This window comes from Vibrio crassostreae 9ZC13 (assembly GCF_000272045.2).
In the GTDB taxonomy this organism is placed as follows: domain Bacteria; phylum Pseudomonadota; class Gammaproteobacteria; order Enterobacterales; family Vibrionaceae; genus Vibrio; species Vibrio crassostreae_C.
In genome coordinates this window covers 466,939-481,833 of sequence record NZ_AJYZ02000041.1, presented here as the reverse complement: position 1 = coordinate 481,833, position 14,895 = coordinate 466,939, and the positions used below count along the sequence as shown (strand labels likewise).

The following is a 14,895-nucleotide window of genomic DNA, read 5'->3' as shown; positions in this document are numbered from 1 at the left end:
GTAAGAATTGAAGAAGTAGGAATTAGAGAATCGTTTTTATTTTCGACTGAGATAACGTGATAGCCAAGGAGCACCTTCAAAATGGTTATCACCAGGCTGTATGGCTTTCGCTGCATCGGTTGGTGAGGTCTTACTTTCCCACATTTCATCTAGAACATGACCATCTAATTCGGTACCTCTCGCCAATGAATTCACTCGCTTGCAGTACAGTTTTTTGGCTAGTAACTCTTTATCCATAAGTATCACCTCTATTTTTGGCCAAGGCGTAAATGCCTCGGTTGAAGTTCAAATGCGTACTACGGTCAAAACTTTTAAAAATGAAGCTTCTGCCTGTTTTTCTATCTAAAAACTGATATTTCTATATCAAACAATTTATCAAAGCGATAAATGAGCAGCAGAATTTGTTGAAACCAACTTGATAATAGATTAATTATAACGATGATATTGCGGCTCAGTTCACCGTTCGACGGCCTGCATTAAATTTGAAGAATCCCGATTTCATATAATAAGTGCAACATTTCATGGAAGTAAGATGCAAATGGAAAGAAAAACTTTACTAACACATTGTACTGATGCCCCCGGCCTCATCTCTAAGATCACCAATATTTGTTATAAGCACCAACTCAATATTATTCACAACAATGAGTTCGTAGATAACACAAGTGGCCACTTCTTTATGCGCACCGAGCTGGAAGGCTATTTCAATGATGAAACCTTGCTTGCCGATTTAGACCAAGCCCTGCCACCAAATACGAAACGTAAGCTTGTTGATTCGTCTCGCAAGCGTGTTGTGATACTCGTGACCAAGGAAGCACACTGCCTTGGCGACATTCTAATGAAGAACTTCGATGGCAGCTTAGACGTTGAAATTGCGGCCGTTGTCGGTAACTACGACATTCTACAAAGCCTAACCGAGCGTTTTGACATCCCTTACCACCATGTTTCTCACGAAGGGCTAAACCGTGAAGAACATGAGAAGAAGATGCTAGAAGTGATTGACCAGTACGAGGCGGATTACCTTGTTTTGGCTAAGTACATGCGAGTGCTGACACCAGGTTTTGTTGAAAAATACCACCACAAGATCATCAATATCCACCACAGCTTCTTGCCAGCATTTATTGGCGCGAAGCCATACCAACAAGCGTATGAGCGCGGCGTGAAGATCATTGGCGCAACGGCACACTTTGTGACGAATGATTTGGATGAAGGTCCAATCATCAAGCAAGATGTTATCCCTGTGGATCACAACTTCAGCGCGAAAGACATGGCACAAGCCGGTCGTGACGTAGAGAAGAATGTATTAAGTAAGGCGTTAAACAAGGTGATCAATGATCATGTGTTTGTTTACGGCAACAAGACTGTAATTCTGTAAATCGGATATTCGATTTCCGGTAAGACTTCCAGTTAAAACCCAATAAAAAACGCGCAATAGGGAAAGCCCATCGCGCGTTTTTTGTATCTGATGATCAGACTCGCTTTGAGAGATTCCCGACTACGCTCCTTCGTCGCTATCGGGAATGACGAACTCGATGATGAATCTTCAAGCTATAGGCTCTAACATACGCTCTCGAACGCTCAGTCTGTCACTATCCAAAGATAGACTCTGGCAAATTTCATCGAACACCCCGTCATTCCGACGAGCCAAGGCGAGATCAGGAATCTCTTTCCTAGCAACTCTCTATTCAAATTAAGCCTGTTCTGATTCCACAATCTTCTTCAAAGAGTGTGGATGCAGCTTGATGCAAATCCCTTGATGTTTAAAAGCCACTGTTGGGTTATTCAAGCGTTCACCCTCGCCTTTCGGGCTAGAGAGTTTGATCTTAACGCCTTGCTCACCCAGCGTTTCAAAGTTAGCAGCGAACTGCGGGTAAGTTTCTTTAAGATCCGCTAGATACTCATCAGCTGTTTGGGCATGAGAAGGAATCACAAACTCTACATGTTCCCAATCTTGGCTTGGGTAAATCTTACCTTCTGCTGGATATGGCAGCTCCAAACATTCAATTTTCCAGCCAAGGCTTTGCAAGGGTTCATCGAAAGCCAACACCACAATTAGACGACCATTAATCATCGCCTCAGAAATCGTAGAGCCGTACTCAGACCACGCTTGATGGGCAGATTTCGCTAGCTCAGTGTCATTGATTCGCAGCGCAATATGATCCGCTTGAGCAAAGCTTAAATCCAAACCTAATGTATTTCCTAGGCTCTCGATTTTTGCCATAAAAGTATCAAGGCGGGCGATCATTTGTTGTGGTTCTAGTTCAGCTTGCTTCAGGCTCATCATCATTGTCTGTGTTCTCCAAATAATGGCTGCATGTTATCAGTTTTGCCTTTTGCAACAAGCGTTGCTTTTACAAAAAACACTCAATAACTATGTTCTTTTCGCTCCTTAAACATGCAAACGCGTCTTGCTAAAAGTCGATTGTCAAAAACTACTCAGGAAATGTTAATTTTCTATCAATTCGACCTATAAGAAACCCCACAAAATTGGTATGATTAACGCCATTTTTGTGAACTTAAACAGTGTCTGTTGTTCATTTCGGCATTAAATCGTTAACTAGACGCATAATTAACCAATTTAATGACCTCGAAATAACGGCCACTCTTATCATCCTTGAATTGAAGGAAACGCGTGTGAATATCCAAGCACTTATTAATGACAAAGTATCTCAGGCTCTAGAAGCCGCTGGCGCACCTGCAGGCTCTCCTGCGGCTGTTCGCCAATCTGCAAAACCACAATTTGGTGACTACCAAGCAAACGGCGTTATGGGCGTTGCTAAGCGACTAGGCACTAACCCTCGAGAATTTGCTCAAAAAGTATTGGACGTTCTAAACCTAGACGGTATCGCTTCTAAAGTTGAAATCGCAGGCCCAGGTTTCCTTAACATCTTCCTAGATGAAGCTTTCCTAGCACAACAAGCAGACGCAGCATTGGCTGATTCTCGCCTTGGTGTTGCAGTAGCAGAAACACAAACAATTGTTGCGGATTACTCTGCGCCAAACGTTGCTAAAGAAATGCACGTTGGTCACCTACGTTCAACTATCATCGGTGATGCAGTAGTTCGTACTCTAGAATTTCTAGGCCACAACGTTATCCGCGCTAACCACATCGGTGACTGGGGTACTCAATTCGGTATGCTTATCGCAAACCTTGAGCGCGTTCAGGCTGAGTCTGGTGAAGTTTCAATGGAACTTGCTGACCTTGAAGGCTTCTACCGTGAATCTAAAAAGCTCTACGATGAAGACGAAGAGTTCGCAGTTAAAGCACGTGGCTACGTTGTTAAACTGCAAAGCGGCGACGAGTTCTGCGCAGAGATGTGGAAGAAGCTTGTTGACGTAACAATGATTCAAAACCAACGCAACTACGATCGTCTAAACGTGTCTCTAACACGTGATGACGTAATGGGCGAAAGCATGTACAACCACATGCTTCCAACTATTGTTGCGGATCTGAAAGAGCAAGGTCTTGCTAAAGAAGATGACGGCGCACAAGTTGTATTCCTAGACGAATACAAAAACAAAGATGGTGACCCAATGGGCGTTATCATCCAGAAACGCGACGGCGGCTTCCTTTACACAACAACCGACATTGCTTGTGCAAAATACCGTTTTGAAGAACTAGGCGCAGACCGCGTTCTTTACTTCATCGACTCACGTCAACACCAGCATCTAATGCAAGCTTGGACTATCGTTCGTAAAGCAGGTTACATCCCAGAATCTGTTTCTCTTGAGCACCACGCATTCGGCATGATGCTAGGTAAAGACGGTAAACCATTCAAGACTCGTGCAGGCGGTACTGTTCGTCTTGCTGATCTTCTTGATGAAGCCGAAGTTCGTGCAGCGCAGCTAATCGAATCTAAGAACCCAGAACTAGCAGAAGACGAGAAGAAAGCGATCGCGAACACTGTTGCTATGGCAGCGGTTAAGTACGCAGACCTTTCTAAGCACCGCACTACTGACTACGTGTTCGATTGGGACAACATGCTTGCATTCGAAGGCAACACAGCACCATACATGCAGTACGCATACACTCGTGTTGCTTCTGTATTTGCTAAAGCTGGCATTTCTATGGACTCGCTTGAAGGTGAAATCAAAATCACTGAAGAGAAAGAGAAAGCGCTTATCGCGAAACTTCTACAGTTTGAAGAAGCAGTACAGTCTGTTGCTCGTGAAGGTCAACCACACATCATGTGTAGCTACCTATTCGAACTAGCTGGTCAATTCTCTAGCTTCTACGAAGCTTGCCCTATCCTAGTTGCTGAAGACGAAGCTGTTAAGCAGAGCCGTCTGAAGCTTGCTGCACTAACAGCGAAGACGATCAAGCAAGGTCTATCGCTTCTAGGTATCGACACTCTAGAGCGCATGTAAGCGATTCGAGATTCGAGATTCGAGATTCGAGATTCGAGATTCGAGATTCGAGATTCGAGAAAATTAGAAAGGTTGACGTGAAAGCGTCAACCTTTTTTTTGTCTGGAGGTTTGTTTACTCGATTATTTAAGCGATTAGCTAACCTACACAGCAAGAGATCTCCTATTACGCTCATTCGTCGCTCTAGGAGATGACGAGAATAGGTGTAGTGAATCCAAGACAACATCAATGATGCGCCATCAAACCACACCAAATCGTTATCCCTCTTCTCGCCATCATTCCCTACAGTGAGGGACGAACGTGATAGGGAATCTGCTTATTGAGAACGTAAGCCCTAGCCACATTCAAACTCCGACCTTATACTCATGTAAAACAATTAATTGGAAAGATCATGAGCTTCGAACTTCACCCGCAACTTGCGAAAGACACCACACTTATCGGCGAATTTCCACTGAGCTTAGCCCTGCTACACAAAGATAACGCAGTGCCTTGGATTATCTTGGTACCAAAACGTGCCAACCTAAAAGAGTTGCACCACTTACCAATGAAAGAGCAACAGCAGTTCCTACATGAATCTCAGGCGGTAAGCCAAGCATTAGAAGCAACGTTCCAACCAGACAAATTGAACCTTGGTGCGCTGGGTAATATGGTGCCACAACTGCACATCCACCATATTGCACGCTTCAAAGACGACATTGCTTGGCCCGGCCCAGTATGGGGTAATACAAAAGGCGAACAGCGCAGTGAAGAAGATCAAGCCGCTATCCTGACTCGTATCCAAAACGTTCTGTCACTGAGCTCTATCTTCAAGAAAGCATAATTCGAGTTCATCTCATTGAGCTTTAAAGCAAAACACTTCAGAAAAGACACATAACAAAAAGCCGCTCATCTTAGATAAGCGGCTTTGTCATTTTCTAATCTCGCCTTTTTCAACGAGAGTCTGAAGACCGAACTACATCATCACGTTAAGCGACAAACCATCTTGTTTGCTGATGGTGTAGCGAATACGCGTTGTATGACCATGCTTATTCGTATCGACCAAGCGAGAAACTTTCCCTTTCTTGACCCAAACACTCAGCATCGCATCGACACCATCTTCACTCATGCCAAACTTTGCAGCGAGCTCTTTACGAGCCGCAACGCCGTGGCTATCAATGTATTGATGAAGTTCAGTTAAAATCATACTACTTGCACCTCTAGTGCTTTCTGCTTACTGCCCACTTTCTTGAAGACGCGATACGTCACCACAAAACCACCAGCAATCGCCACCATCCATACTGCACTTGTCACAGGATGCGCAGCAAAGTTTGCCGCTTGGTAGTAGAAAGTCGCACCAAAGTAACCAAGAGCCATCGTCCAAACCGCGATGAAGCGTGCAAACGTCTGACCAAATTCACGAACATAAGCACCCATCGCGGCCACACAAGGCGTGTAAAGCAGGATAAGAATCAAGTAAGCGAATGCCGCATGACCAGATACAAACTTGTCTTTCAAGTTACCAAAGATAGAGGTATCGACTTCTTGGTCAGCTGCTACAGAATTAGAGTCAGACAAGTCGCCAACTTCAATACCTAATGGATCTGAGTAGCTCAATCCGGCTAGGTTTTCAGGGATCGTCATTACCGCTTCTTGCAGGCTTGCTGCTAAGTCAAACTCAGCTGCTTCTTCATCAGAAGGCGTTGTATATAGGCTATTTAATGTACCAACAACGGCTTCTTTAGCGAAAATACCTGTGATGATACCAACCGTTGCAGGCCAGTTCTCTTCAGTAATACCAATTGGTTGGAATACAGGTGTTACAACTTGAGCTGCTCTAGACAGTACTGAGTTTTCGCTATCTTCGTTACCAAAGCTGCCGTCCATACCTAGAGAGTTTAGGAAGCTAAGAATAGCCACAACCATCACGATTGTTTTACCTGCACCAAGTACGAAACGCTTCAGCTTCTGCCAAGTTTTCAACATTACGTTTTGCACTGTCGGCAATTCGTAATCTGGCATTTCCATCACTAAGCTATCACTGCTACCTGGGTAGATCGTGTTTTTCAGGAACAAACCCGTAAATACAGAAGCAACGATACCCATGATGTACAGAGCGAATACTACGTTTTGTCCTGCACCTGGGAAGAACGCCGCCGCGAACAGTGCGTATACCGGTAAACGAGCACCACATGACATAAACGGCGCCATTGATGCTGCTAGTTTACGTTCGCGCTCTTGGTCAAGAGTACGAGTTGCCATGATTGAAGGCACGTTACAACCAAAGCCCAGTACAAGTGGGACAAATGCTTTACCCGGTAAACCAATCTTCTGCATCACTTTATCAAGTACAAATGCAGCACGAGCCATGTAGCCTGAGCTTTCTAGTACCGCTAAGAATAGGTAAAGCGCTGCGATAACAGGAATAAAGGTCGCAACCGTTTGGATACCGCCGCCAATACCATCAGCAAGTACAGTGACTAACCAAACTGGTAAATGGCCATCTAATAAGTGGTGTCCACCATCAACTAATATTGCTCCAACACCAATATCGAAGAAGTCGATAAACGCACTACCGATATTGATAGAGAACATGAACATTAGGTACATGATAACGAAGAAGAAAGGAATACCGACCCATTTGTTCAAAATGAATTGGTCTGCTTTCTCTGTAAAGTTACGGCTTAGTTTGCCTTCGCTGCGACGAACACGTTTACAAAGGTCATGTAAGAAAGTGTATTTAGCGTCAGCAACAGCAAGGTCAATATCGAAATCGGCACCAAGACGCACGCTATCAATTTGAGTGCGAGTTTGTGGGGCTAAACCATTCAATACCAAGTAATCATTTTCTAAAGCACGAATCGCTAGCGCTCGGTGAGATACGTCAGCATCATCAAATTGTGACTCAACAGAAGGGATAAGAGCTTCTAACGCGGCATCGTAATCAATAGAGATAGGGTCAAGGCTCACACCTTGAACAAGCAGTTTATGCAGACGCTCTTTAAAGCGAACCACTTGACCTTTATCGTTTGCAGACAAGCTTAGAACTGGGCAACCTAGCTCTTTCTCTAGTGCTTTAAGGTTAATCACCTGACGTTCGCGCTTTAATACATCCATTTTGTTCAACACAACGATCATTGGGCGACCCAACTCACGCAGCTGTAATGTCATATATAAGCTTCGTTCTAGACAGTTAGCGTCGACAACATTGATGATCACATCTGCTGGGTGAGTTAAAACAGCGCGAGACGCGATAGACTCATCGATGCTGTTCGCATCATTACCACTGTCTAGTGCGTAGATACCCGGTAAATCCGTTAGTTGAAACTGATCACCAGCGTGCGAGTATAAACCCGTCTTCTTTTCAACAGTGACACCAACCCAGTTACCAACGTGCTGCTTAGCACCAGTCAGTGCGTTGAACAGTGTTGTTTTACCACTATTCGGGTTACCAACGGTAAGAACTTGATAATCCATTTAGATAACCTCGATTTGTTCTGCAATGCTTTCACGAATGGCGATAGAAACACCTCTCACTTCAACTTGAAGCGGATCACCCATAGGTGCACGGCGGATAAGCGTCACCTCGGTTTTTGGCAACATACCCATGACCATAAGTTTCTTCCTTACGTCTGGTGTTAAACCTGTTAGTGCAACAATAGAAGCCGCCTTTCCTTGCTCTAGTTGTGAGAGTTTCATAAGTACCCAATTCGTGACTGATAATGAGAAAGATTGTTATTAACGCCATGATACACATACATGCCCACAATTCTATTGTGTGAAATCAATGTTTTCGAAAATACATACTCGTAAGTTTCGTTAAAAACGTTTACGTCAAAAACGTTACTTTCAACAACTAGCGAGAACTACCTCACTAGTACAAACCCTCCCAAAAAAAACAAATCATTAATTATCAATCACTTGAGACAATGTCGGTTTTATCATAGGTATCTGTCGTTAATTTCATAAGTAAAATAAGTAGCTGGACGTATAGTTACTCCATCGAAGAGAAACTACTTCTCTTTAATTTTATTCCAGAGGTGATATGGCTTTGCTATATCACTCCGGCAGCAAGCGAAGGTGTCGTTGGCACCCGTGGTATAGTCCCCCCGGCTATGCCACGATATTTTTTTCTTCCCTTTGTTTTATCCCAACAACCTTTTTAAACTCCCCATTTATCTCGTATCTCGTATCTCGTATCTCGTATCTCGTATCTCGTATCTCGTATCTCGTAGAAGCATAAGAAAGCCCCAACACGAATGTCGAGGCTAAAGTATCTTTATTTATGTTCTAGCTGAGTATCCGCTGCGTGCTACTCTTCGTTGTTTTCAGCAAACTTAGATGGTGACATGCCAAAGTGGTGCTTAAACCTTTGACTGAAATAGGAAGGGTCATTGAACCCCGAATCAAACGCCACATCAGAGATCTTCTCTCCAGCGAGTAAGCGCTCACACGCATGCTCTAGACGTACTTCATTCAAGTGCTCTTTGAAGGTCTTGTTGTAAGCCGATTTAAAGCGTCTCTGTAAGCTTCTCTCAGACATAAACAAATACTTAGCGGCAGTTGCAGTACTGAACTCGGCATCAGCGTAGTTTTCACTCACAAGCTGCGACACTCTGTTCTTCCACTCTTGTTCCGCTGTCAGTTTTTGTTGCTCTGGTGTTGAGGCGGCAAGCTTAATGGTTTCAATCTGTTCAATTGTGCTGGCTTCGAGATTGTCGAGTACTTGATACTCAATTGGCCACGAAAGCTGAACCTTATTTTGAGACTCCGAAACAAAGGCATTAAGCTCGCCACCGCTCTGATTCATCAATAGCGGCAGCTTTTCGATGTTAAGGTCGGTCGACTTTCCGGTATTGTCACCCATGCTTGATGCCAGCTTAGGGAAAGGCATGCCATGATCTCGAATGGTTACAACAAGATGCTCCTTAACCTCTTCAACCAGAACCACCATACTCTGCGACTTAAAGTTTCTCTTGATGATGCTCCCGACCAAGCTATTGAAGATAATATCGAGATTAAAATACAGCAACGAGACATATCGTTGTTTTGTTTCGACTTTAATATCCAGTTCAATACCGGCTTTGGTTAAGTCATCCTGCCAAGCTTTGAGTACCACCTCTAAGATTAAAATTATATCGTAACAAACTTGCCCTTCTCCTTGAGGCGTATTACTCAATTGAGCTAAGCCATTTTTCAAGGTTAGAATCGGCGACTTCCCGAGCTCGTCATTCCAATTCGGGAGCATCGCAGCAATATGATTCACTTCAGAAGAGAGTTCATTGGCAGTGTGAGACACAAGCGCATTCTTCACGGATAGCTGCTTTTTAAGCTGTTGATTAGTGGCGAGTAATATCCGGCTTTGGTGCCTCAATTGGTCTGTCTTCAGTGCAACTTGCGCTTTTAAGTGCCGGTTGGCAAAAGTGACATAACGCGAACGCCAAAAGACTAAGATAGTCACAACGCCAATCAGTAATATCAGAGAGCTTGCTGCAGCCCAATTGGTCAGATACCAAGGCTCCGCAATCGAGAAGCTTTGATTGGTTGACACAAAGCGATAATGGGAGCCTTTAACCGGCTTCACTTCAAGTGTGTAATCCCCTGGAAGAAGATGATCGAGCGTTAACAAGCCCCCTTCAAACTCACTCCAAGGTTCATCGTCGCTCAGTCGGTATTCCATCGCAGGTGCGAACGTTGCTGGTAAGATACCTAGCTTAAACCCCATCGATGAACCATAAGGAATCTCATCCATCTCTGCCGTTTTCCCGCCAAGTGATACCGTTTGTTGGTCGACACTTATCTTACTCAACAAGGCACGGCTATGAGGTGTAGTTGATACCAGTAACTCGTTAGATAACGCGCTGACTACACCATACTTTGAGCCGAAAACAAGCCTCGAAGGTTGGCTATCTTGACTGTAAAAAAGAGCACACGCTCCTGCCGCCAGTTCATTGGTGATCAAACCAAATGGCGAACCTATGTGTTTATGCAGTTGCCCATCCAATCCGTAATAACTGATGCCTTTCGAAGAGCCTAACCAAACACCATTGTCATCGCTTATCAGGCAGTTGGGGCTAATATTGTCTTCAACAAGAGTGATTTCTTGAATAATAGAGCTGTCATCCGGGATTCGATACACGCCATAACTGCTCGCAAACCACTGCGCTCCATCCTTCGCTTTTTCAATATCGACGACTTTGCCAAACCGTTCGCTGGAACGACTAAAGCTAATTCGTTTATCAATGAACGAGTAGAAGCCATGATCCGTTCCTATATAGATGCGACCTAGCAAGCCTACATTGAGAGCGGTGATCTTCGCAGGCAAGAACTTGTCGACTAACCAGTCAGTGCCATAACTCGTCAGTTTCATGGTTTCGATAGATAACGAATAGAGGTTTTGCCCAGAGGTCATCCAAAGAACGTTATCGGCTTGAAGCGCAAGGTTTTCAACACGCACTCCCTCAATTGGCCTTGGTAAATCAAGGGCTTCGGGTTGTAGTGTTTCCGTATTTAGACTGATGATACCTTGTTCGGTCGCCAACCAAATGGAAGAGCCAAAGATCTCAAAATCATTAACAGGGTTAGAGTAAACACGAATTGGGTTCTCTTCACTTTCAGAATCAACCAAGTAGAGCCCCATTGAAGACGCGACCCAAGATAACTGGTCACTGACAGGCAGTACTTTATTGATCACCACACTACTCGAATGCATGCCCATTCCAGTTAGGGGTGTTCTCGAGAAGGTTTTGCTGAACAGTGAGAAGTATCGGATACCGTTGTTTGTCGCAACCCACATACCACCAGCATGATCGTTTATCAACGAATATATTTTCTCACCCGGTAACGAGAAGTCTTGACTAGCGGCTTGTTCGAATCGAGTAATTTGTCCCGTAATAAAGTTGTAGCTAATAAGGCCGTGCTCTGTACCAATCCAATACTGGTCCGAAGTTTCGGCCAACGAGAGAACATGCGACCCTTTAACGATGGTCTCTTTGTCTGGGTTCGCGAGATCAACAATCACAGCACCATTTAAAGTACCGATCACTAACTCACGTCGAGCATTCGAAAAATAAACCGTCTCAATATGGTTTTTGTCTGATGCGGTGACATGGGTAAACTCTTGATTCTCTGAAAGGTAAACGCCAGAACTGGTCGCTAGCACCCACTTTGATAGTACCCACTCAGCGTCGTTAATCGCAATGTCACTGCTGTTATTGTATCGGTACAGTTTAAGTAGAGAGTAGGTGTTGAATTCTAAAGATTGAGTGTTGTAGGTATAGAAATTACTGCCGTCAGTAACCCAAATATAATCGCCTGATGCACCGATATTCGCTATTTCAGCGCCGGGACTTAGGCTAAACGCCAATTCGTTGCCAATTCCAGGGTTATGTCGATAGACCTCATTGTCGAAAAATGTCCAAAACTCATCGTTCAGAAAGGCGACTCTTTCCGAAGAAAATTGCAGTAAGCTTCCCTTACGAGGGAATAGAGTTCGACCATCGTAAAAGAGTACTTTTCCATGCACATCATGAACCCAGAGCCCACCTCCGGCACCTAAATACAAGTTTTTAGCCGCAAGGAAATTCCCTTGCGCTTGAGCGGGCAAAGGATAGAAAACGGAGGGCGAGGTATTTACCGCTAGAACGCTAAATGAAATGCTCATTAACATGAACATTTTGAAGATAATTCGATACAACTCTTAATCCTGAACAGCAACAACACATGAAATTTTGGGTACCACAACGTCTTATCGTTGCTAAACCAAAAACTGAGTTTTTTTGTGCTTATTATTATCTTTCCATTTTAGCGGAAATTAGAAAAGGAGAAAGGAGGTTTGTTATTTGTTAGGAGGTTTTATCTTAGCGGTCACGAAAATGCCGCAAAAAGCGGCATGATTCATAAATTAACGAGAGCAAAGTAGAGTAAAGAATACTCGTTTATGACTTACTTCTCGTCTAAGCAACTTGTATAGCTATCTGTAAGTTGCTGAAGAAAATCGAAATAGCTTCCACTCTTCACTTCAACTGTTGAACCGATAGGGTCAAGCTGACCTTGTTTTGCGTTACTTCCGCGCGTCACTGATTCAATCACAGCAGGAGTGAATTGAGGCTCAGAAAACACACATTGAACGTTTTCACGTACTATCGTTTTCTTAATAGCGATCAGGCTTTTTGCACCCGGCTTACGCTCTGGGCTCACCGTAAAGTGACCTAAGTTATTTAGCTCAAACTCTTGCTCAAAGTAACCATACGCGTCATGAAAAACGTAGTAACCTTTGTCTTTCACGGGTGCAAGTTGCTCTCGAATAGACTGTTGCTTCTCTTTCAATGCAATCAGGAATGAATCGAGATTCTCTTGGTACGCCATTGCGTTGTCTGGGTCAGTTTCAATTAGCTTGTCTGAGATGTATTTCGCGGCAACTTCAACCTGATCGATCCCCAACCAAAAATGCGGGTCATGGCTGCCGTGGTGGTGGCCTTCGTGTGCATCATGGTCATGCTCTTCGTGTCCATAAGCGCGTAAGTTGATGCCAGGGATTTTAGCGATTTCGATAACGTTATCGTTCGACTCAATCACCTTGGTCAGAAACGCTTCTAAGTCTGGACCAAACCAAACAACCATATCTGCACTATGAACTTTTTTGACATCTGATGGTTTGAGCGCATAATCGTGCGGCGAAGCATTGCTGTTCATCAACACATCCGGCTCACTAACGCCTTGCGTTAATTCTGTCACAATCATTTGAATTGGTTTAAAGCTTGTTAGAATAGTATTGGCACTTGCGACACTTGGCGCTAAAAGCAAAGTAGCAAGTATAAAAGATGAACGTGACATAATCCCTCGATAATAGAAAAGTAGCTTAGGCTTGAGGTAAATGTTACATTATAACATTAGCGAATTGCAAATGAGTTCTATTCATGGATAACTTAATCCAACTAGATTCTGTGAGCGTCGAATTTGACGGTCGAAAAGTTCTAGACAACATCTCTCTAAATTTAGAGCGCGGCAGAATCACCACCCTGATTGGGCCAAACGGTGCAGGAAAGTCGACATTAGTAAAAGTGGTACTGGGTTTACAGACCAAATTTTCAGGCACAATAACAAAAGCTAAAAAACTGAAAATTGGCTATGTACCACAAAAATTAAAGCTCAATGATTCCCTACCGCTCAACGTAGAGCGTTTTCTAAAACTCACTGGCAATTTCAGTCAGCAAGAGATCCTTGAAGCATTGAAGCTTGTTGGTGCTGAACATCTGCAGAAGAGTAACATGCACCAGCTATCTGGCGGAGAAAACCAACGTGTGCTCATTGCTCGTTCATTGCTAAGAAGACCAGATCTACTGGTTCTCGATGAACCGGCTCAAGGCGTCGACGTTCAAGGGCAAATAGACCTGTATGACTTGATTGACACCATTCGCCACCGCTTTGGTTGTGCCGTATTTATGGTTTCACACGATCTGCATTTAGTGATGGCAAAAACAGACGATGTTATCTGTTTACACCACCACATCTGTTGCTCAGGCGCACCTGCAGACATCAAACACCATCCTTCGTATATTGCGCTCTTTGGCACCGCGACCCAAGAGACGCTAGCGTTTTATCATCACCAACACGAACATCACCATCATGATCTCGCAGGCCAGCCTGTCGAAGGCGACGTGCATGAATGTTCAAACCATAAACACGGACATCACTAATGCTTGAGTTTCTTCTTCCCTCTATTTTGGCGGGTTTGGGTATTGCACTAATTGCAGGCCCACTAGGTTCATTCGTGGTGTGGCGTAAGATGGCTTACTTTGGTGACACGCTTGCTCACGCTTCTTTGATGGGCTTAGCACTTGGCTTTCTGTTCAACATTAACTTGTATTTCGCGCTGCTGATTTGTTGTTTGATGCTGGCCGTGTTGCTAGTGACTTTACAAAAACAAAAGCTGGTCGCGACCGATACCCTACTCGGTATTTTGGCGCACAGTGCGCTATCACTTGGTTTGGTTGCTGTCAGTTTCTTAGATAACGTTCGTGTTGACCTAATGAGCTACCTATTTGGTGACTTGCTGGCAGTATCTCCAACGGATTTAGTGTTCATCTATGCGGGTGCTGCTGTGATTGGATTAGTACTTGCTATCTTTTGGCGACCACTACTATCAACGACGGTTAACGAAGATCTCGCGGCGGTTGATGGCATCAACATTGATTTAATGCGTCTGATTCTGATGCTATTGGTCGGTATCGTGATTGCTGTCGGTATGAAGTTTGTTGGTGCGTTAATCATGACATCGCTACTGATTATTCCTGCAGCAACGGCAAGGAAGTTCTCGAGCACACCTGAGCAGATGGCCTTCCTTGCATCAATTATTGGCTCTATCGCTGTATTCGGTGGATTAAGCTTGTCTTGGTTCTATGATACGCCTGCTGGCCCGTCTGTGGTTATCAGTGCGGCAGCAATGTTTATGCTATCTCAAATGGTTAGAAGTCGAGCTTAGCACTTAGCAGTACGATCTCGTATCTCGAAAACATAAAAAAAGGCTTGGTCAGTGACCAAGCCTTTTTAATA

12 protein-coding genes are annotated in these 14,895 nt (G+C 44.1%); 5 read left to right on the top strand and 7 right to left on the bottom strand.

From position 1 onward, the window contains the following. Positions 1-36: 36 nt before the first annotated feature. Positions 37-237 (bottom strand): hypothetical protein, encoded by a 201-nt coding sequence (locus tag A136_RS16645; protein WP_017062381.1) that lies wholly within the window; start codon positions 235-237, stop codon positions 37-39. Positions 238-538: 301 nt separating this feature from the next. Between A136_RS16645 and purU the strand changes: the two genes are divergently transcribed. Beyond that, positions 539-1,372 (top strand): formyltetrahydrofolate deformylase, encoded by an 834-nt coding sequence (gene purU / locus A136_RS16640; protein ID WP_029235131.1) that lies wholly within the window; start codon positions 539-541, stop codon positions 1,370-1,372. A 315-nt stretch (positions 1,373-1,687) separates the two neighbouring features. On the opposite strand, the gene A136_RS16635 is transcribed toward purU, so the two are convergent. Then, complete coding sequence (locus A136_RS16635) at positions 1,688-2,284, bottom strand: VOC family protein (protein ID WP_017063416.1); 597 nt, start codon at positions 2,282-2,284, stop codon at positions 1,688-1,690. Positions 2,285-2,631: 347 nt separating this feature from the next. Between A136_RS16635 and argS the strand changes: the two genes are divergently transcribed. Beyond that, the gene (gene argS, locus A136_RS16630; RefSeq protein WP_017063415.1) at positions 2,632-4,365 is read left to right on the top strand and encodes an arginine--tRNA ligase; all 1,734 of its coding nucleotides are present in this window, start codon (positions 2,632-2,634) and stop codon (positions 4,363-4,365) included. A gap of 391 nt (positions 4,366-4,756) precedes the next feature. Further along, the gene (locus A136_RS16625) at positions 4,757-5,185 is read left to right on the top strand and encodes an HIT domain-containing protein (RefSeq protein ID WP_017063414.1); all 429 of its coding nucleotides are present in this window, start codon (positions 4,757-4,759) and stop codon (positions 5,183-5,185) included. Positions 5,186-5,317: 132 nt separating this feature from the next. Here the strand turns inward: A136_RS16625 and A136_RS16620 are convergent, their stop codons facing one another. From A136_RS16620 to znuA, 5 genes are all read right to left on the bottom strand, one after another. Beyond that, the gene (locus A136_RS16620; RefSeq protein WP_017061938.1) at positions 5,318-5,548 is read right to left on the bottom strand and encodes a FeoC-like transcriptional regulator; all 231 of its coding nucleotides are present in this window, start codon (positions 5,546-5,548) and stop codon (positions 5,318-5,320) included. Further along, the gene (feoB, locus tag A136_RS16615; RefSeq protein WP_017061939.1) at positions 5,545-7,818 is read right to left on the bottom strand and encodes a Fe(2+) transporter permease subunit FeoB; all 2,274 of its coding nucleotides are present in this window, start codon (positions 7,816-7,818) and stop codon (positions 5,545-5,547) included. The genes A136_RS16620 and feoB overlap by 4 nt, the downstream gene beginning before the upstream one ends. Next, positions 7,819-8,040 (bottom strand): FeoA family protein, encoded by a 222-nt coding sequence (locus A136_RS16610; protein WP_004734203.1) that lies wholly within the window; start codon positions 8,038-8,040, stop codon positions 7,819-7,821. It lies immediately after the preceding gene. 613 nt (positions 8,041-8,653) lie between these two features. Continuing rightward, the gene (locus tag A136_RS16605) at positions 8,654-12,016 is read right to left on the bottom strand and encodes a helix-turn-helix domain-containing protein (protein WP_017063413.1); all 3,363 of its coding nucleotides are present in this window, start codon (positions 12,014-12,016) and stop codon (positions 8,654-8,656) included. Between the two features lie 269 nt (positions 12,017-12,285). Continuing rightward, on the bottom strand, positions 12,286-13,176 hold the full coding sequence (znuA, locus tag A136_RS16600) for a zinc ABC transporter substrate-binding protein ZnuA (RefSeq protein ID WP_017063412.1): 891 nt from the start codon (positions 13,174-13,176) through the stop codon (positions 12,286-12,288). Positions 13,177-13,259: 83 nt separating this feature from the next. Between znuA and znuC the strand changes: the two genes are divergently transcribed. Together znuC and znuB are read left to right on the top strand one after the other, a co-directional pair. Beyond that, complete coding sequence (znuC, locus tag A136_RS16595; protein WP_017061943.1) at positions 13,260-14,039, top strand: zinc ABC transporter ATP-binding protein ZnuC; 780 nt, start codon at positions 13,260-13,262, stop codon at positions 14,037-14,039. Continuing rightward, positions 14,039-14,824, top strand: coding sequence for a zinc ABC transporter permease subunit ZnuB (gene znuB / locus A136_RS16590; RefSeq protein WP_017061944.1), 786 nt, complete (start codon positions 14,039-14,041; stop codon positions 14,822-14,824). The genes znuC and znuB overlap by 1 nt, the downstream gene beginning before the upstream one ends. Positions 14,825-14,895: the final 71 nt, after the last annotated feature.

What these genes read in the sequence shown, in the direction of transcription:
- A136_RS16620 (WP_017061938.1), bottom strand. Translation starts at nt 5,548, where the DNA reads ATGATTTTAACTGAACTTCATCAATACATTGATAGCCACGGCGTTGCG.
- A136_RS16625 (WP_017063414.1), top strand. Translation starts at nt 4,757, where the DNA reads ATGAGCTTCGAACTTCACCCGCAACTTGCGAAAGACACCACACTTATC.
- A136_RS16645 (WP_017062381.1), bottom strand. Translation starts at nt 237, where the DNA reads ATGGATAAAGAGTTACTAGCCAAAAAACTGTACTGCAAGCGAGTGAAT.
- znuA (WP_017063412.1), bottom strand. Translation starts at nt 13,176, where the DNA reads ATGTCACGTTCATCTTTTATACTTGCTACTTTGCTTTTAGCGCCAAGT.
- znuB (WP_017061944.1), top strand. Translation starts at nt 14,039, where the DNA reads ATGCTTGAGTTTCTTCTTCCCTCTATTTTGGCGGGTTTGGGTATTGCA.
- A136_RS16605 (WP_017063413.1), bottom strand. Translation starts at nt 12,016, where the DNA reads ATGTTCATGTTAATGAGCATTTCATTTAGCGTTCTAGCGGTAAATACC.
- znuC (WP_017061943.1), top strand. Translation starts at nt 13,260, where the DNA reads ATGGATAACTTAATCCAACTAGATTCTGTGAGCGTCGAATTTGACGGT.
- A136_RS16635 (WP_017063416.1), bottom strand. Translation starts at nt 2,284, where the DNA reads ATGATGATGAGCCTGAAGCAAGCTGAACTAGAACCACAACAAATGATC.
- feoB (WP_017061939.1), bottom strand. Translation starts at nt 7,818, where the DNA reads ATGGATTATCAAGTTCTTACCGTTGGTAACCCGAATAGTGGTAAAACA.
- purU (WP_029235131.1), top strand. Translation starts at nt 539, where the DNA reads ATGGAAAGAAAAACTTTACTAACACATTGTACTGATGCCCCCGGCCTC.
- A136_RS16610 (WP_004734203.1), bottom strand. Translation starts at nt 8,040, where the DNA reads ATGAAACTCTCACAACTAGAGCAAGGAAAGGCGGCTTCTATTGTTGCA.